Here is a 17,328-nt window from a genome sequence, read left to right as displayed (position 1 = left end):
CTGCAGAGCCGCTGTCCCGACGCCGGAAACCGCAATCGATATGGATCGAAACCGGCGGCCGTCCAGTCCCGCAGTCTCTCTTTTGCGGTCCAGGGCTCCTCATTCGGCCGCCCGGCGAAAGTGACTGGGCGGCACGCCGTGATGCTGGACGAAGATCCGTCGCATGTGGCGTGAGGAGGCAAATCCGGCGCGCAAAGCGAGGTTCTCCATGTCGAGCCTCGATTGTTTGAGCAGCTCCTGGGCGAGCGTCACCCGCATCAGGTTGACGTAATCGACGACCGACTGACCGACATATTCCCGGAAAAGACGGGACAGATGCCGTTCGCTCAAATGCGCGATCTCGGCGAGCCCGGGAAGCGACCAGTCGCGCGCCGGATCCGCCATGATCGCATCCTGGGCGCGGTGGATGGCCGGATGGATATGGTTGCGGCCGGAAAGCCAGGGCGAAAGCTGAGGGTCCTGGCCGCTGCGACGGAGATAGATGACCATTTTGCGGGCAGCGGCGAGTGCTGCCTGCGGCGAGGCGAAGCGGCTGACGAGATGCAGCATGAGGTCAATGCCGGTCGAGATACCGGCACTCGAAAAGCGGTTGCCATCTTCCACATAGAGCCGGTTCTCCAGAACACTCGCCGTCGGTGCAAGTGCCCGGAGTTCGTCTAGGCATTCTGCGTGCGTGGTGCACTGATAGCCCTCCATCAGCCCGGCTGCCGCAGCAAGCAGCGCGCCGGAGCAGATGGTGACGAGCCGCGTGTCCGGCCTGACCGTGCGGGCGAGCCAGCGCGTCAGCGTCTTCAGTTCGGCCTCGCGGGCGATCTCTTCGGTGCCGACAGTGAGGCTGCCGGAAATCATCAGGATCGCATTGTCAGGCAGCGTCTCGGGCAGGGGTTCGAGACCGTCGAGCATGAGCCCGATCGAGGTCTTCTGCCGCGATTGAGCCGAGATGTAGCGATAGTCGAAACGGACCCGGTCCTGCTCCTGGTTCGCATACCGCAGCACCTCCAGCGGACCGGCAATGTCGATCAGCAGGGTGTCAGGCGGAACGAGGATGAAGACTGGGATCACGTCCATGATGGGCAATCTCAGGCGGCGGCGGAGGGCGGCATCAGAGCCTGCTCGACGGTCACGATCCGGGCAAAGCGGTCGGCAAGCACCAGCTCCGTTCGCATGCAGATGTCGTCTGCGGTAAAGACCCGGCCCGAGGCATGCGTCATCGGGAAGGTGAGCGTCGCCTCGGTGACGAAGTCGACCGCGAATCCGAGATCGGATGCATGGCGCGTGGTGGTCTCGCAGCACTGCTCGGTGCGGATGCCCGAGACGATGACGCGGGAGATGCCCTTTTCGCGCAGCCAGGCTTCGAGACCAGTGTCGACCAGGGCCGAATGCACGCCTTTGTGGAAGGTCACGTCCGGCGTAATTGTGATCTCGTCGAGCGTGCGGACAAGTCCGCTTTCCAGCCGGAAGGCTTCGTCGGTGTCGACGTGGAAGATCTGCACGATCGGCATGCCTGCAGCCTTCGCGCCGTCGATCAGCGCCTGCTGCCTCGAAAGGTAAGCGGGGAGTTCAGATGCGTCCCAATAGGGCGCATGGCGAAAGCTCTCCTGAACGTCGACCACGATGAGGGCAGTGTCTTGAGCGGACATATTCGTCTCCTGTCGTTGTGATGACAGCTAGCATAAGTTCAGGCGTCATGGGTACTATGCGCGGCCCGGACGAAGATCGGACATTTTCGGCCAAGCTGCTCCTTGTCCGAGCAAGCTGATTGTCTGACAACCCGTTGCGCCCTGCCGGAGCTTCGCCTAATGTCCGCCCCGACATTTTGAGGAGGAATAAAGATGCTGCGTTTTGGAATTCTGTCGACGGCCAAGATCGGTCGCGAGCTTGTCGTGCCGGCGATCCAGGATGCCGAAAATGCCGTGGTGACAGCGATCGCCAGCCGCGATCTGGCGAGAGCCCGCGAGATGGCCGATCGCTTCTCGGTGCCGCATGCCTTCGGCTCCTACGAGGAGATGCTGGCCTCCGACGTCATCGACGCGGTCTATATTCCTTTGCCGACCTCGCAGCATGTCGAATGGGCGATCAAGGCCGCCGACGCCGGCAAGCATGTGCTTTGTGAAAAGCCGATCGCGCTCAAAGCGTCGGAAATCGACGAGATCATCGCGGCCCGCGAACGCAACAAGGTACTGATCACGGAAGCCTATATGGTGACTTACGCACCGGTCTGGCTGAAGGTGCGTGAACTGCTGGCCGAAGGCGCGATCGGCACGTTGAAGATGGTCCAGGGCTCCTTCACCTATTTCAACCGCGACCCCAGCAACATGCGCAACATCCCGGAGCTCGGCGGCGGTGCATTGCCCGATATCGGCGTCTACCCGACAATCACCACCCGCTTCGTCACGGATAAGGAGCCGGTCCGCGTCCAGTCGACCATCGAGCGCGATCCGGATTTCGGCACGGATATCTATGCGAGCGTGAAGGCTGACTTTGCCGATTTCGAACTGAACTTCTATGTCTCGACCCAGATGGCCAACCGCCAGCTGATGGTCTTCCATGGCACTGACGGGTTCATCGAGGTGAAGTCACCCTTCAACGCCGATCGCTGGGGTGCCGAGGAAGTCGAACTCACCAATCGCAGCCACAACGTCTCGCAGATCTTCCGCTTCCCCGACAGCCGCCAATACAAGCTGGAGGCGGAAGCCTTTGCCCGCGCTGTTGCCGGCACCAAGGGGGAGGTCGTCACCCTGGAAAGCTCCAAGGCAAACCAGACGCTGATTGATGCGATCTACCGGGCCGCAGACAAGGATGGCTGGGAAGCGGTGTAAGCGAACCGACCTCGACTGTCCGCAGCGGTGGCCGAAGATCAGCGCAGGCGTTTTATCCGTGAAGATCCGAAACTGAGGAACAGCAGAGATCCGGCCCAGGCCAGCAACAGATGCAGGATGGGTCGGATGTCCGGCGCACGGGCGTTGAGGATAACGAAAAGGCCGAAATTGATCAGGACCGTGACCGCAAGAAGCGGCCACAAGCCCGGCACCTGAAGAAGGGCCCGGGGGGATATGCCGCGCCCGATGCCGAGCCGCAGGATTTGCGAGAGAGCATAGGCAACGACCAGGGATGCCGCACGTGACATGAGCGGTGCGTCGAGGACGGCAAAAATCATCGGAAACAGCAGGAGGTCGGCGGCCAGCGTGACGCCGAGCGTCACAGACGAATCAAACCGATTGCTGCGATCAGACATGTATGGTCACAAGCCCGGCCAGGATGAGCAGCGTCCCGATCAGATAGCGCATGTGCAAGGGTTCGCCGAAGAAGAGTTGCGCCAGCAGGGGGACGAAGCAGAAGGTCAGCCCCATGAAGGAATAGGCGAGCGTCAGAGGTACGGAGCGCAGCACATAGATCCAGACGACGGTTCCAAAACCGTAAAGCGCCAGCGCCGCAATGAACACCGGATTGACCGCGAGCATCATCAGGCTCGCCAGAGAAAATGTACCCGTGCTCTGGCTCGTCAGCTTGAACAGAACCTGCCCCATCGCAATCAACAGCGGCGTGGCGAGCAATCCTATCCAGGTCGCAAGTGTCAGGCTGGAAAACTCCATCGCCCTCAGCCCTCCAGCGTTTCCATGTAGAAGATGTCCCGTCCGATATCCGCGCAGGTATATTGTGGTGGGATCGGATGCATGGCGCGCAGGAACGAGTGCGTATAGGGAAAGAAATTGAAGTGCGGATTGAAACTGTAGCGCGCTTCACGTTCCCGCGGAACGACGATGATCAGGCGCTTTCGGGCAATGCGCCGCAACTCCGCGATGGCGCGCTGGTATTCGAGAACATGTTCGATGACATGGGTGCAGATGACCGTATCGAACTCTTTGTCCGCAAAGGGCAGGTTTTCGATCTTCGCTGCAACATATTCGACACCCGGCAGGGCCGCCGCGTCATCGATGACAAAATCCACGCCGGTGACCCGGGCAAGATGCGGGTGACGCGCACGGATGCGCGTGAGCAGCGCGCCCGTCCCGCAGCCGATGTCGCAGACGCTTTCACCCTCGACCCCCTGAACGACCTGCTCAATACAGGCCTCCGAATTGTCCGTGCCTGCATGCACGCGCGGGTGTTTGCGGTAGAGCGCGGCATAGGCCTCTTCCGTCAGAAACGGCGCGCGCGCCCGAAACTCGGCCAGATCCCGGATGTGTTTGCCCCAGACCCGCTCGGCCAGCCAAAGGAACAGCCTGGAATCGCGCAGAATCGGCGGGAGGATGTCTTCTATGACGAAGCGGATCCTGTTGGTGGTCTCGCGCCTCATGCGGCATTTCTTTCCTGTGCATTCCCTTCGGTCGCTTCGGACCGGCTCCGCGAGTGGATCGAGGGCAAGGCAAGATAATGAAGCCGAAGCAGTTCGTTGCGTCCCTGCGCAACCGAATCCAGGATGACCCCACCGGCAAAGGAAACGAAGCTGAGGCCGACGAGGCAGAGGGACAGGACCCAGGTCGGCATTCGCGGGACAAGGCCCGTCTGGAGATACTCCACGATGACCGGAGCGGCAAAGAGTATGCCGCTCGCCAGGAACGCGCCGGCGATAAGGGCGAAGAACGCGAAGGGCCGGGTCTCCTTCATCAGGAGAGCGAACATCTTGAGGATCTTGAAGCCGTCTCGAAATGTCGAGAGCTTCGATTGTGATCCCGTTGGGCGACGCCCATAGTCGAGCTCCAGCTCGACGACCGGCAGCCTCAGCCGCGAGGCATGCACGGACATTTCCGTCTCTATCTCAAACCCACCGGAAATCGCTGGGAAGCTCTTTACATAACGGCGCGAAAAGGCGCGGTAGCCGGACAAGATGTCCGTGAAGTCGTTGCCGAACAGCACGCGGTAAAGCAGGTTGAACAGCCGGTTGCCGAAGGCATGGCCCTGGCGTCCGGCATCGTCATGGACCCCCCGTCTGGTGCCGACCACCATGTCGGCCCGCTCGGTGATCAGCGTGCGGATCAGTTCCTCGGAGTCGGCAGGACCATATGTCCCGTCGCCATCGGCCATGATGTAGATGTCGGCATCGATGTCGCAGAACATGCGGCGCACCACATGGCCCTTGCCCTGGCGACGTTCGCGCACGACGGTGGCCCCGGCCAGCATCGCCTTCAGCGCTGTGCCATCGGTCGAGTTGTTGTCATAGACGTAGATCTTCGCCTCGGGCAGGGCCGCACGGAAATCGCTCACAACCTGGCCGATCGTTGCCGCCTCATTGTAGCAGGGCAGGAGAACGGCGATGTCGAGGGAGGGGTTGGCCGGGTGGCTCATCGGGACCTGCTCAAAGCGCTGGGGTTCGGGCAGCCTTCGGCCACCATTGGTTTTACTATTTCTTGAGAAGGTTAAGGCTAGGTTTCGGAGAAGAGCAGTCTTTGAAATACGGTCTGCCGGTCGTTTCTTTGCAAGGAAACGATCGAGGCGGACTTGGAGGTTTGACGAAGCATGGCCGACATCACCCTGCCTGGCGCGTCGAGAGCCCGGGCGCCGCGCCCGCTCCTTCTCTGGACGCTGGTTTACGGTATCGTGACCATGGCGGTGCTGGCTGCGCTCAACCTGCCGGCCGCGAGCGACTATGTCGGAGCCGACAACGACGATGTCCTGCGGCTCGTGCAGGTGCGTGATCTGCTTGCCGGTCAGTCCTGGTTCGACGTCACACAGTATCGGCTGGGGCTTGATGGCGGCACGCTGATGCACTGGTCCCGCCTGATCGATCTGCCGATCGCGCTGCTGATCCGCCTATTCGCCCAGTTTGTGCCGATGCAACAGGCCGAGGCGCTGGCGCTGATCGTCTGGCCTTTCCTTCTGATCTTGCCGCTGATGGCAGCGGTCGCCGTCGCCGCCCGCCGCATGGGCGATGATGTCACCATGCATCTGGCACTGATGCTGACGGCGGTCTTCGTCGTCACCGGAAACCGCTTCCTGCCGGGCTCGATCGATCACCACAATGTCCAGCTGGTCCTGGTCGCGACCATGGCTGCGGGGCTGGTCGATCCGGCGCGTGGGCTCGTTGGCCATGCGCTTGCGGGCCTCGCTGCTGCACTTGCGATCGCCATCGGCGCCGAGACCACGCCGCTGGTGGCGACCGTCTGTGCCACCGTCGGCATCCTATGGGCGCTCGAGGGTGAGGTTTATGCGAGGGCCGCGCGCGCCTTCTCCCTGACGCTTCTTGTCAGCCTGTCTGCCATGTTCTTCGCCACCGTGCCATCGGTCCAGTATGCGGTGGTGACCTGCGACAGCCTTTCGGTCGGCTTCTATGCCGTGATCGGCATCGGAGCCGCGTCCCTCTTCGTTGCCACGCAGCTTCCGGGCATGGGCGATCGTCGGTTGCGGATTGCGGCGATCGGCGTGACCGGCGCCCTGGTGCTGGCCGGCACCGTGACGATCGCGCCGCAATGCCTGCAGAACCCGCTGAACGAACTCGATCCATTGCTGCACACGCTTTGGCTTTCCGGCGTCATCGAGGCCCAGTCCTTCGTCGATCAACTCGCCAAGGACCCCGCAGCCTTCGGAGGCTTCTACGCCGTCGGTTTCTTCGCCATTGGCGTCTGCCTGTTGCGCATCGTCAATGGTGACCGGATCCGCAGCCACGCAATCATGCTCGGTCTGATCGCGGTTTCTTTCGTTATTGCGCTGGTTCAGGTGCGCGGGGCGATTTTCGCCAATTTGCTCGCCATCCCGCCGCTGGCGCTTTTGATCGGCGAACTGAGGCGCAAGGCGCGCGAAGAGCCGCAGAAGCTTGGCACGGGCCTGCTCTTTGCGCTCGCCGCCTTCCTGTCCGTGCCGAGCGCCTGGGCGCTGTTCGGCGTGCTCTTCGTCGAGGGAACGGCAGGTGTAACCAACCGGATGAAGGGGCTTGCCCAGACACCGGCCACCATGGCTGGGGCCAAGCCGGCCTGTGACGCGCCGGCAGGATTTGCGACCCTGAACAGCCTGCCGGACGGCGTGGTAGTCGCGGCTGTGGATCTGGGCCCGGAAATTCTGCGTTTCACCCGCCACCGCGTCCTGTCCGGCCCCTACCACCGCAATCAGGGTGGCATGCTGACGGAACTGCATGTGGGGCTGGCCGAACCGGAAGAGGCCGCCGCCTTCCTGCGCGGCGCCGGGGCGACGATCCTCGTCTTCTGCCCGGATCTCACGCCTACACAAAACATCGCGTCGACGAAAGTCGACGGGCTCTATGCCGGCATGATGAAGGGGGAGGTGCCTGCTTATCTCAGGCCCGTGCCCCTCGAAGGCGCCTCCGGAATGCAGATTTACCGGGTGGAGCTGCCGTGAGCGGAAAGCGCTTGATGACGGGTGCTTTGGGCTGATCTTGGCCCCGTTTTCCGCTAGGGAAGGGGCATGAGCAATTTCTTCGACAACGATTCGCCGACGAACCTCACCGAATTTTCCGTTTCGGAGCTTTCGGGCTCGATCAAGCGCACCATCGAAACATCCTTCGACCATGTGCGGGTGCGCGGTGAAATCTCCGGTTATCGCGGACCGCATTCCTCGGGCCATGCCTATTTCAGCCTGAAGGACGACAAGGCGCGCATTGATGCGGTGATCTGGAAGGGCTCCTTTTCCAAGCTGAAATATCGCCCGGAAGAGGGCATGGAGGTGATCGCCACCGGCAAGGTCACGACCTTCCCGGGTTCGTCGAAATACCAGATCGTCATCGAGCAGATGGAGCCGGCCGGTGCAGGCGCCCTAATGGCCCTGATCGAGGAGCGTAAGCGCCGCTTTACGGCGGAGGGCCTGTTCGACCCGGCCCGCAAGCAGCTCCTGCCCTTCCTACCGAAGGTGATCGGCGTCGTCACCTCGCCGACCGGTGCTGTCATCCGCGATATCCTGCACCGCATCTCCGACCGCTTCCCGGTGCATGTGCTGGTCTGGCCGGTCAAGGTTCAGGGCGAAGGCTCCGGCGACGAAGTGGCAAATGCCATCCACGGCTTCAATGCGCTGGAGCCTGGCGGGCCGATCCCGCGACCGGACGTGCTGATCGTCGCCCGCGGTGGTGGTAGCCTTGAGGATCTCTGGAGCTTCAATGACGAGTTCGTGGTCCGCGCGGCGGCTGCGAGCAGCATTCCGCTGATCTCGGCCGTCGGCCACGAAACCGACTGGACGCTGATCGACTATGCTGCCGATGTGCGCGCGCCGACCCCGACGGGGGCGGCCGAAATGGCCGTGCCCGTGAAGGCCGATCTTGAGGCGCAGGTGGCGACACTGTCCGCGCGGCTGTCCGGCGCCATGAACCGGCAGATGGACAATCGCCGCCAGAACCTGCGCAGCCTTGTGCGGGCGCTGCCCTCGCTGGACCAGTTGCTGGCCTTGCCGCGTCGTCGCTTTGACGAGGCGGCCGCAGGTCTCGGGCGCAGCCTCGAACTCAACACGATGAATAAGCGCCGCAGCTTCGAGCGCGCGGCGGCGAAACTGTCGCCCGACATGCTGGCGCGCCGACTGGTGGAGCGTAAGCAGAAACTCACGGAAAATGCCGTGCGCGCCGAACGGGTCATCGAACGGCTGATCGAGCGCAACAAGGCCCGCCTTGGACGCTTCGATGCAACGTTGACGGCAGTCCCGGCGCGGCTGAAGGCGATGACGGAGCGCTCGAAGGACAGGCTGGAAAGTCTCGGTCGCCGTGCCGACAGCGCCGTGATGAACGACCTGCGCCGTGCCCGACAGTCACTGGTGTCGCAGGACCGCGTGCTGCAGTCACTCTCCTACAAGAACGTACTGGCGCGCGGTTATGCCGTGATCCGCGACGAGAATGATCGCCCGGTTTCGCGCGCCGACGGGCTGTCGCATGGCCAGGCGATCGCGATCGAATTCGCCGATGGGCGAGTGGATGCCGTTGCTGGCGAGGGTGTATCCCCGCCGGAACCGTCGGCCCCGCAGCCGGCCCCGCAGCCGGCCCGCGCAGCCGCCGTGTCCAAGCCGGCGCGCAAGAGCGAGCCTGCGGCTGGGCAGGGGAGCCTGTTCTGATGTCACGCCGCTTTCTGGTCGTGCTCGCTCATCCCCTGCCGGAAAGCTTTGCCGCATCTGCAGCGAGAACGGTGGTCGAAACGCTGGAAGGACAGGGGCATGCAGTCGATCTGCTCGACCTCTACGCCGAGGATTTCGACCCGCGCCTCTCGGCTGCCGAGCGTGCCGCCTACATGGAGCCGGGCTATCAACCGCCGGAAGACGTCTCAGGCATTGTCGAGCGACTGAAGGTAGCAGATGGTCTCGTGCTCGTCTTTCCGCAATGGTGGTTCAATCTGCCGGCCATCATGAAGGGCTTCATCGACCGCATCTTCGTGCCGGGCGTTGCCTTCGAGCATGACAAGGCCGGCGGACGCATCGTGCCGCTGATGACTCATATCCGTAGCTTCTGGGTCGTGACCTCGACCGGTTCTCCGTGGTGGGTCGTGCATCTCTACATGGGCAACCCGGTCAGGCGGATCATGAAGCGTGGTGTGGCCGCCTTCTGCGCCAAGTCCGTCGATTTTCGCATGCTGGCGCTGCACGACATGGACCGCGCGACGGATGAAAAGCGCAAGCGTTTCCTGGCGAAACTCAGGGCCGCTTTCGCGAGCATTTGATGCAGAAAACGGGATGCGGTTGCATTCGCGCAAATTACACTTTTGATTGAGATTTGGGGCGGAATGGAAACCGATGGTTGACATTCATTAGAAACGCGTCTATCTAATGGTCATCGATATTTGCTTGCTGAGCTTTGGTTACCGCGCATCATTTGCGCCCTGTCGAACCTTCCTTTCAAAAATCGTTACCTCCACAGCGCATCCGCGCTGGGGCACTCTCTACGCTATGAAAGGGTTCATCATGACCACTGGCACAGTAAAATGGTTCAATTCCACCAAGGGCTTCGGCTTCATTCAGCCTGACAACGGCGGCCCGGACGCATTCGTTCACATCTCGGCAGTTGAACGCTCCGGCATGCGCGAAATCGTTGAAGGCCAGAAGCTGGCTTACGACATGGAGCGCGACAACAAGTCGGGCAAGATGTCGGCCTGCAACCTGCAGGCAGCCTGATAGATCCGGGATCCGCTTTCCTTTGACCACGGATGTACTGGCACTGTCGAAGGCAAGATCCCACGGAAGGTCAGGCAGATAGCCTGGCCTTTTTTTATTGCCCGACATGGGCAAGCCTCCTGAAAGGAGATGACATGACCGAGCAACTCACCAAGTCGCGCCAGACCGCCGAACTCGCCTTTGCGAAAACGCAGTCGCAGTTTCTGGCCCGCGGTCGCGCGATCGACGAGCAGGATGCGATTACCTCTGCCCGTGACGAGAAGACGCTGCGCCTGCGCGAAGCCCGTCTGACACGCGAACGCGAAGCGCGCGAAAGCGCAACGGCGGCCCTCGTCGCCAAGCGCGCCCGTACCTGACCCCAGTTCCAAGAGATCGGAGCCCCAATGAAATTTACGAGAGACCATGGCCTCGCCGAGCGCCGTACCACCGCAACTGACGCCAAGGCAGCGCTGCTTCAGGCTTACAAGGCCGCCCATGCCGCTGCCGATCCTGAGCGTGAAGCACGCATGGCAGAACGCGCGGCCCGTGCCGAAGAGCGCGTCAAGCGCCATGCCGAACGCGACCGCCTGAAGGCCGAGGAAAAGATCCGCGCCGAACAGGAAGCCCGCGAACGCGAAGAAGCCGCGATCGCTGCGGCAAATGCCGAGAAGGACGCCCGCGAACACGCGGAAGCATCGCGCATCAGCCGCGTTGTCGAAGACGAAGCCGCCCGCAAGGCCGAGCGCGACCGTCGCTACGCCGCCCGCAAGGCCCGCCAGGGCTAATTGCAGTCATAATCCCTCGTCGGGCTGCGAGACTGCGGTCCGCATCGGCGGACGTGAACACTCCGTCACCGCGATCGGTTGTGCGCAACCGATCAAGCTGATGTGATTATACTGGAAAACCATTCTTCCGATCTCCACATGTCCGGATGAAGCCGGATGTGCTCCCAAGCGTCCGGCGAAAAGGAGCATGATCATGATGAAGAAACTCGTCGTCGCCGCAGCCCTTGCTGCGGCTACTTTCGCCGCCCTTCCGGCCGGTGCCGCAACCTATGTCGAGGCCGGCGGCTGGACGCCCCGCGAAATCCTCTTCGGCAAGCAGTATAATGGCAATGTCACCGCGATCCGCGTCGATCGCGGCGGCTTCGATCGTCATACCTATCCGATGCAGGTCATCTACCCCACCGGCAACAGCATGCGGCTTGCCCAGGCGGCCGTGACGGAAGATCCGAGTCTGTCTGCAGCGCTCCAGGTCCGTGGCATTGCCGCGCAGAACGTCTTGTGGGTCGAGACCGCCTTTAACGGTGGCAAGATCGTCTATTATCGCTGAGTAAGATACGGCTGCGTGTCAGTCGCGGGAAGTCTCTGACGTCTCGCGACATGCGCGCATCACAAATCTCTGATATGACTCCTTCCCAGTGAGCCAGGGAGGGAGTGATGCGCCTTGCCGTCTACAACGTCGAGAACCTGTTCGATCGCGCCAAGGCGATGAACCTGGAGACCTGGGAGGACGGGCGCCCCGTTCTTGAGAAATTCGCCGCGTTGAACGCGCTACTCGGCGAGGTCGCCTATATGCCGACTGACCGCAGGACGATGGCGGATCTGATTGTCGATCTCGGAATGGAAAAGAGCGACACCGGTCCCTTCGTCATCCTGCGCCGCAATCGCGGCGGCCTGCTGAAGCGCCCCAAAACAGGCGGCATCGAGATCACCGCATCTGGCCGTGCAGATTGGGTCGGCTCTCTTGAACTGCGCGATGAACCCATCAACGAGCATGCCATGCGCAACACGGCACGCGTAATCCGCGACCTGAAGGCGGACGTGCTGGGCGTGGTCGAGGCTGAAAGCCGGCCCGTGCTCAAGGCCTTCAGCGACGAGATCCTCGCCTCGGTCGGGGGCAACCCGTTTCGCCATGTGATGCTGATCGATGGCAATGACGAGCGCGGGATCGATGTCGGCCTGATGTCCGGTCCGCTATTCCCGATCGGCCGGATGCGCAGCCATGTGGACGACCGGTTGCCCGATGGCAGCGACCGCATCATCTTCTCCCGCGACTGCCCTGAATTCGAGGTGACGACCGCAAGCGGCAATAGGCTGCTGGTGATGGTCAACCACTTCAAGAGCAAGGGTTTCGGCGGCAAGGTTGAGTCCGACCGCCGCCGCAAGGCCCAGGCGAGCCGTGTTGCCGAGATCGTCGAGGAGCGGCTTGCCGAGGGTTGGGAGCATATCGCTGTCATCGGCGACCTTAACGATACGCCCGACAGCGATCCCTTGAGCCCCCTGCTGAAGACTGCCGACCTGACCGATGCCTTCGATCATCCGAGCTTCGACAATGGCGGCTATGAGGGCACTTACGGCCTGTCCAATCCCAGCAACAAGATCGATTACCTGCTGCTCTCTCCCAAGCTCTTCGACAAGGTGGAAAAGGGCGGTGTGATCCGCACCGGCATGTGGCCGGGGTCACGGCCGAAGCGCTGGGAGACCTATGAGGAACTGAAGAGGCCGCAGGATGCGGCCTCCGATCACGCGGCTCTCTGGGTCGAGCTCGACCTCTGAGGCGGAGGCCTTAAGCCCATTCGCCTTGACGCATGACGGGTGCCTTCGAGCCGTCGGCGCGGATGCCATCGATATCCACCTTGTCAGAGCCAATCATCCAGTCGATGTGGATCAGCGAGGAGTTGCCGCCCTGCGCCTTGATCTGGTCCTGGCTGAGTGAGGCGCCATTGAGGAAGCACTTCGAATAGCACTGGCCGAGCGCAATGTGGCAGGAGGCGTTTTCGTCGAAGAGGGTATTGTAGAACAGCACGCCCGAGGCCGAGATCGGCGAGGAATGCGGCACCAGTGCCACTTCGCCGAGGCGCCGCGCGCCATCGTCGGTGTCGAGGACCTTGTTGAGCACGGCCTCGCCCTTCGAGGCCTTGGCCTCGACGATCCGACCACCTTCGAAGCGCACCTGGATATTGTCGATCAGCGTGCCCTGATGGCTGAGCGGCTTGGTCGAGGAGACGTGTCCCTCCACCTTCAGCGCATGCGGGGTGGTAAAGACCTCCTCGGTTGGAATGTTGGGATTGCAGGTCACGCCGTTCTTCGCCGTCGAGGCGCCGCCATGCCATTCATGGCCGTCGGCGAGACCAACCGTCAGGTCTGTACCGGGGCCGGTAAAATGGAGCGCTGAGAAGCGCTCGCCGTTGAGCCAGGTCGAGCGCTTCTTGAGTTCCGCATTGTGCTCGGCCCAGGCCGCGATGGGATCGTCACGATCGACGCGGGAAGCGGCAAAGATCGCATCGGCAAGCTTGCGCACGGCCTCCTCGATCGGCATGTCAGGGAAAACGAGCTTCGCCCAGGAGGGGTTCGGATAAGAGCAGATGTTCCAGTTGATGTCGAAATTAGAGATATGCTCCAGCGCCGGCTTGTAGGCGATCGAGGTCGCCTTGTTGGCGCGGCCGACCTTAACAGGGTCTTCCTGTGACAGCAGCAGCGGATTGTCGCCGGCAATGGCGAGGCGGGCAGCCCCGTTTTCATAGGCCTTCGCCATGCCGTCATAGAGCCAGTTCGGCGCACGGTCGAAACTCGCGTCGTGACCATGGCGATAACGCGCAAGCGTCGTCTCCTCATCCGAATAGAAGGTGGTGACCGTCGAACCGCCTGCTTGGTAAGCATGCGCCGTGATCAGGCGGACAAGCGGCACGGCGACGAGCGGGGCCGTCAGCACCAGGTCCTGCCCCTTTTGCAGCTGCAACCCGACCTTGATCGCCACCTCGGCGAGTTTGTCGAGCTTGACTGGATCGATGGAGGCGGAGAGATCGGGGAGGGTCATGGGGTATTCCTGTTGTGGCTGTAACGCCAGACTTAAGGGGAAAGATGGCGAAGTCCAGACCATGGGCAAGTGTCAAGCCACCAGCGGCGCCGCAATTGCGCCCAGTGCGGCAAACGCATCCTGCGGCGAGAGCCGCACCTGCAACCCGCGCTGGCCGCCATTCATGTAGACGAGCGCTTCGTCCATGACTGATATCTCGATGGCGGTCGGCACCGGTTTCTTCTGACCGAACGGGCTGATGCCGCCGACCACGAAGCCGGTGAGCTTCTCGGCATTGGCCGGCTTCATCATCGCTGCCGACTTGCCGCCGAAGGCACTCGCCAGCTTCTTCATCGACACTTCCCTGTCTGAGGGCACGACCACACAGACCGGCTTGCCGTCGAGTTCCGCCATCAGCGTTTTCAACACGCGCGACGGATGCTCGCCGATCGCTTCCGCCGCCTGCAGCCCGATGCGCTCGGCATTCGGGTCGTAGTCGTAGGTCGCCGTTGTATAGGCCACCCCGGCCTTGTCGAGAAACTGCGTGGCGCGGGTGGTTTTCGCCATGGGATCAGGCTTTGAAGGTCTGCTGATAGATCTCGGGCTTGAAGCCGACGACAAGCGCGCCATCCACGTCGAGCACCGGCCGCTTGATCATCGACGGCTGCTCCAGCATCAGCGCCTTGGCCTTTGCCGCATCAAGGCCTTGCCTCTGCGCGTCATCGAGCTTCTTGAAGGTGGTGCCGGCCTTGTTGAGCAACACCTCCCAGCCGACCCTGCCGATCCAGCTGTCGAGGGTCGACGCATCCACGCCCTTGGCCTTGTAGTCGTGGAAGTCATGCGCCACGCCTTGGGTCTCGAGCCAGGTGCGCGCCTTCTTCATCGTGTCGCAGTTCTTGATGCCATAGATGGTGATTGCCATGGGCCGCATCCTTTCAGTCTGTGCGACCGCAGGAATAGCAAACTGCGGCACTGATGCAAGAAAGGGTGAGGCGAAGCCCGTTCGACTAATCTGGTTCGCTCCGCCAAAGTCCCCAATACCAATGCCACTAGCGAAACCTTTCGTAGAGATTTTCCAGAAGACAAATAATTCCTGATCCATCACCCCGGTCTGGCGAAAGGTCCAACCCTAAACTTGGGAGAAAATCGGGCTTCGAACTCTGGCTGCAACATATCGTAGAGGCGGTTAAGTTGTTTTACCAACTTCCGCATGGCCAAATTGAAGTCCCTCTGAAGGTCAATTAGGCCTTCTCGAAAAAGTCGTTCTACCGGGAGAGGTCGCCCTTCCGCGCCACGAGCGCCGTTGAACCTGTGCTCGAAGAGCGCTCCAATACGCAGCATTTCATCATCTGAACTAAAACCACGCTCACTACCGTGGTGAATTCGACCATTTCGCTCTTTCCGGAGGTGCCCTTGATCTTCAATCATGAGCCCTAGATGAAAAAGAACTGGTTCCGGAACGGCTTTTCGCTTTAAGGCTGCCAAGCTGCAGGCATTTGGAGGTAGCTCACACTCGAGTACCTCATTCACCAGCACCATGGCGCAGTCGACTACTGACACATAACGCGTCAGGAAGACGTCGGCAGTGATATTCAGCCACTCATATCGAGACACTGGGAAGTCTTTGAAATTTTTCGGCAAATTGTTTGGCCAAATCATTCCGCCGACCATGTTGAGGGATTCGACCCTACGGGTCAGCAAAGAAAGAGCATGATTTACGTCGAATGCATACTTGCAGTCTGCGTGCTTTGAGAGGTCGCTATAGCTCTCGAAATGCAAAGACACGACAGACAGATCAAAGATGCGACCAACGAATTCGTGGTCGTCAGAAGGCAAAATGTAGCGCTTCAAGAATTGGGTAGACATAGTTGAAACCTAACAAGGGTAACAACTTTGATCTATGGGACAGGGTAATTGTTATCCAGAAAGGCGGGTCGATTCCGCCCCTCCAGCTTACTCCCACTCGATCGTGCCCGGCGGCTTCGACGTCACGTCATAGACCACCCGGTTGATGCCGCGGACCTCGTTGATGATGCGGGTGGCAGCCCGACCGAGGAATTCCATGTCGTAGTGGTAGAAATCGGCGGTCATGCCGTCGACCGAGGTGACGGCCCGCAGCGCACAGACGAATTCGTAAGTACGTCCATCGCCCATGACGCCGACGGTCTGGACCGGCAGGAGCACGGCAAAGGCCTGCCAGATCGCGTCGTAGAGGCCGGCCTTGCGGATCTCGTCGAGATAGATGGCGTCGGCTTCGCGCAGGATGTCGAGCTTTTCGCGGGTGACACCGCCCGGGCAGCGGATGGCAAGGCCCGGACCCGGGAAGGGGTGGCGACCGATGAAGCTATCGGGCAGGCCGAGCTCCTTGCCAAGCACGCGCACTTCATCCTTGAAGAGTTCGCGCAAGGGTTCGACGAGCTGCATCTTCATGCGCTCGGGCAGACCGCCGACATTGTGGTGGCTCTTGATCGTCACGGACGGGCCGCCGGTGAAGGAGACGCTTTCGATGACGTCGGGATAAAGCGTGCCCTGGCCGAGGAAGTCAGCGCCGCCGAGCTTCTTGGCTTCGTCCTCGAAGGTCTCGATGAACAGGCGGCCGATGATCTTGCGCTTGGTTTCCGGGTCGGAAACACCTTCCAGCTCGCCGACGAACTTGTCGACGGCGTCCACATGGATGAGGTGCAGGTTGTAGTGTTCCTTGAACATGGCAACGACATCCGCTGCCTCGTTCTTGCGCATCAGACCGTGGTCGACGAGGATGCAGGTCAGCTGGTCGCCGACGGCCTCGTGGATCAGCAGTGCTGCGACGGACGAGTCGACGCCGCCCGAGAGCGCGCAGATGACGCGCTTGTCCCCGACCTGGGCGCGGATCTGCTCGACCGCCTTCTGGCGATAGGCATGCATGGTCCAGTCGCCCTTCACGCCGGCGATGTTCTGCACGAAGTTCTGGATGAGCTTCGCACCATCGGGCGTGTGAACGACCTCCGGATGGAACTGCACGGCGTAATACTTGCGTGCCTCGTCGGCGATGAAGGCAAACGGCGCGTTGGCGGAGGTGGCGAGCACCTTGAAGCCCGGCGGGATCGCGGTGACGCGATCGCCATGGGACATCCAGACCTGGTGACGCGAGCCGACCGACCAGAGGCCGCCGAACAGGTCACAATCCTGCTCGACCTCGAGGAAGGCGCGGCCGAATTCGCGGTGATGGCCGCCTTCGACCTTGCCGCCGAGCTGGGCGCACATGGTCTGCTGGCCATAGCAGATGCCGAAGATCGGAAGACCGCTGTCGAACAGCACCTGCGGTGCCCGGGGGCTTCCCTCATCGAGCGTGGAAGCAGGGCTTCCCGACAGGATGATCGCCTTCGGCTTCAACCGGTGGAAGCCTTCTTCGGCGGACTGGAAGGGGACGATTTCGCAATAGACGCCGGATTCACGAACGCGGCGGGCGATCAGCTGCGTTACCTGGCTGCCGAAATCGACGATGAGAACACTGTCGGGATGTGCTGTCTGGGTCATGGCGAG

The 17,328-nt window shown here is 61.6% G+C and carries 20 protein-coding genes; 9 read left to right on the top strand and 11 right to left on the bottom strand.

What is annotated here, in order from left to right:
- Positions 1 to 99: 99 nt before the first annotated feature.
- A complete protein-coding gene (locus SJY08_RS17190; protein ID WP_377277149.1) occupies positions 100 to 1,068 on the bottom strand; it encodes a GlxA family transcriptional regulator in 969 nt (322 codons plus the stop codon).
- 11 nt (positions 1,069 to 1,079) lie between these two features.
- Entirely contained in the window at positions 1,080 to 1,640 is a 561-nt protein-coding gene (locus SJY08_RS17185) for a cysteine hydrolase family protein (protein WP_377277147.1), read from the bottom strand.
- Positions 1,641 to 1,832: 192 nt separating this feature from the next.
- On the opposite strand from SJY08_RS17185, the gene SJY08_RS17180 reads away from it, so the two are divergent.
- Positions 1,833 to 2,819 carry a Gfo/Idh/MocA family protein gene (locus SJY08_RS17180; protein ID WP_377277145.1) on the top strand — a complete coding sequence of 329 codons (987 nt, stop codon included), beginning with the start codon at positions 1,833 to 1,835 and terminating at the stop codon, positions 2,817 to 2,819.
- A gap of 38 nt (positions 2,820 to 2,857) precedes the next feature.
- On the opposite strand, the gene SJY08_RS17175 is transcribed toward SJY08_RS17180, so the two are convergent.
- Genes SJY08_RS17175 through SJY08_RS17160 form a run of 4 tightly spaced genes read right to left on the bottom strand, consistent with a single transcriptional unit; the run spans position 2,858 to position 5,286 of the window.
- Positions 2,858 to 3,202: a hypothetical protein gene (locus tag SJY08_RS17175; protein WP_377277143.1), complete on the bottom strand. Its 345-nt coding sequence runs from the start codon at positions 3,200 to 3,202 to the stop codon at positions 2,858 to 2,860.
- 25 nt (positions 3,203 to 3,227) lie between these two features.
- Positions 3,228 to 3,593 (bottom strand): transporter, encoded by a 366-nt coding sequence (locus SJY08_RS17170; protein ID WP_054151426.1) that lies wholly within the window; start codon positions 3,591 to 3,593, stop codon positions 3,228 to 3,230.
- 5 nt (positions 3,594 to 3,598) lie between these two features.
- The gene (locus tag SJY08_RS17165) at positions 3,599 to 4,297 is read right to left on the bottom strand and encodes a class I SAM-dependent methyltransferase (RefSeq protein WP_377277141.1); all 699 of its coding nucleotides are present in this window, start codon (positions 4,295 to 4,297) and stop codon (positions 3,599 to 3,601) included.
- The gene (locus SJY08_RS17160; protein ID WP_377277139.1) at positions 4,294 to 5,286 is read right to left on the bottom strand and encodes a glycosyltransferase; all 993 of its coding nucleotides are present in this window, start codon (positions 5,284 to 5,286) and stop codon (positions 4,294 to 4,296) included. The genes SJY08_RS17165 and SJY08_RS17160 overlap by 4 nt, the downstream gene beginning before the upstream one ends.
- A gap of 171 nt (positions 5,287 to 5,457) precedes the next feature.
- Here SJY08_RS17160 and SJY08_RS17155 point away from each other — a divergent pair, with 171 nt between their 5' ends.
- The 8 genes from SJY08_RS17155 (at position 5,458) to SJY08_RS17120 (ending at position 12,566) form a co-directional block, all read left to right on the top strand.
- Positions 5,458 to 7,290, top strand: coding sequence for a hypothetical protein (locus tag SJY08_RS17155; RefSeq protein WP_377277137.1), 1,833 nt, complete (start codon positions 5,458 to 5,460; stop codon positions 7,288 to 7,290).
- Between the two features lie 66 nt (positions 7,291 to 7,356).
- The gene (gene xseA / locus SJY08_RS17150; RefSeq protein WP_377277135.1) at positions 7,357 to 8,979 is read left to right on the top strand and encodes an exodeoxyribonuclease VII large subunit; all 1,623 of its coding nucleotides are present in this window, start codon (positions 7,357 to 7,359) and stop codon (positions 8,977 to 8,979) included.
- Positions 8,979 to 9,578 carry an NAD(P)H-dependent oxidoreductase gene (locus tag SJY08_RS17145; protein WP_377277133.1) on the top strand — a complete coding sequence of 200 codons (600 nt, stop codon included), beginning with the start codon at positions 8,979 to 8,981 and terminating at the stop codon, positions 9,576 to 9,578. Before xseA ends, SJY08_RS17145 begins: the two co-directional genes overlap by 1 nt.
- Before the next feature lie 241 nt (positions 9,579 to 9,819).
- Positions 9,820 to 10,029: a cold-shock protein gene (locus SJY08_RS17140; protein ID WP_006725042.1), complete on the top strand. Its 210-nt coding sequence runs from the start codon at positions 9,820 to 9,822 to the stop codon at positions 10,027 to 10,029.
- Positions 10,030 to 10,163: 134 nt separating this feature from the next.
- A complete protein-coding gene (locus SJY08_RS17135; protein ID WP_054151255.1) occupies positions 10,164 to 10,385 on the top strand; it encodes a hypothetical protein in 222 nt (73 codons plus the stop codon).
- A gap of 27 nt (positions 10,386 to 10,412) precedes the next feature.
- The gene (locus tag SJY08_RS17130; protein WP_153763478.1) at positions 10,413 to 10,793 is read left to right on the top strand and encodes a DUF6481 family protein; all 381 of its coding nucleotides are present in this window, start codon (positions 10,413 to 10,415) and stop codon (positions 10,791 to 10,793) included.
- Positions 10,794 to 10,986: 193 nt separating this feature from the next.
- Entirely contained in the window at positions 10,987 to 11,340 is a 354-nt protein-coding gene (locus SJY08_RS17125) for a hypothetical protein (RefSeq protein ID WP_150127464.1), read from the top strand.
- A gap of 107 nt (positions 11,341 to 11,447) precedes the next feature.
- Positions 11,448 to 12,566: an endonuclease/exonuclease/phosphatase family protein gene (locus SJY08_RS17120; RefSeq protein WP_377277129.1), complete on the top strand. Its 1,119-nt coding sequence runs from the start codon at positions 11,448 to 11,450 to the stop codon at positions 12,564 to 12,566.
- A gap of 10 nt (positions 12,567 to 12,576) precedes the next feature.
- Here the strand turns inward: SJY08_RS17120 and SJY08_RS17115 are convergent, their stop codons facing one another.
- The 5 genes from SJY08_RS17115 to guaA form a co-directional block, all read right to left on the bottom strand.
- The gene (locus SJY08_RS17115) at positions 12,577 to 13,827 is read right to left on the bottom strand and encodes an aminopeptidase (RefSeq protein ID WP_377277127.1); all 1,251 of its coding nucleotides are present in this window, start codon (positions 13,825 to 13,827) and stop codon (positions 12,577 to 12,579) included.
- A 72-nt stretch (positions 13,828 to 13,899) separates the two neighbouring features.
- Complete coding sequence (gene ybaK / locus SJY08_RS17110; protein WP_054151250.1) at positions 13,900 to 14,373, bottom strand: Cys-tRNA(Pro) deacylase; 474 nt, start codon at positions 14,371 to 14,373, stop codon at positions 13,900 to 13,902.
- 4 nt (positions 14,374 to 14,377) lie between these two features.
- Positions 14,378 to 14,728 carry an ArsC family reductase gene (locus SJY08_RS17105; RefSeq protein ID WP_377277124.1) on the bottom strand — a complete coding sequence of 117 codons (351 nt, stop codon included), beginning with the start codon at positions 14,726 to 14,728 and terminating at the stop codon, positions 14,378 to 14,380.
- Positions 14,729 to 14,907: 179 nt separating this feature from the next.
- Entirely contained in the window at positions 14,908 to 15,672 is a 765-nt protein-coding gene (locus SJY08_RS17100) for a hypothetical protein (protein WP_377277122.1), read from the bottom strand.
- 87 nt (positions 15,673 to 15,759) lie between these two features.
- Entirely contained in the window at positions 15,760 to 17,322 is a 1,563-nt protein-coding gene (gene guaA, locus SJY08_RS17095) for a glutamine-hydrolyzing GMP synthase (protein WP_377277120.1), read from the bottom strand.
- Positions 17,323 to 17,328 lie beyond the last annotated feature (6 nt).

This window comes from Rhizobium sp. R86522, assembly GCF_042466255.1.
Classification (GTDB): Bacteria; Pseudomonadota; Alphaproteobacteria; order Rhizobiales; family Rhizobiaceae; genus Allorhizobium.
The sequence above is the reverse complement of the archived record's forward strand: the minus strand, read 5'-3'. Positions and strand labels throughout refer to the sequence as shown.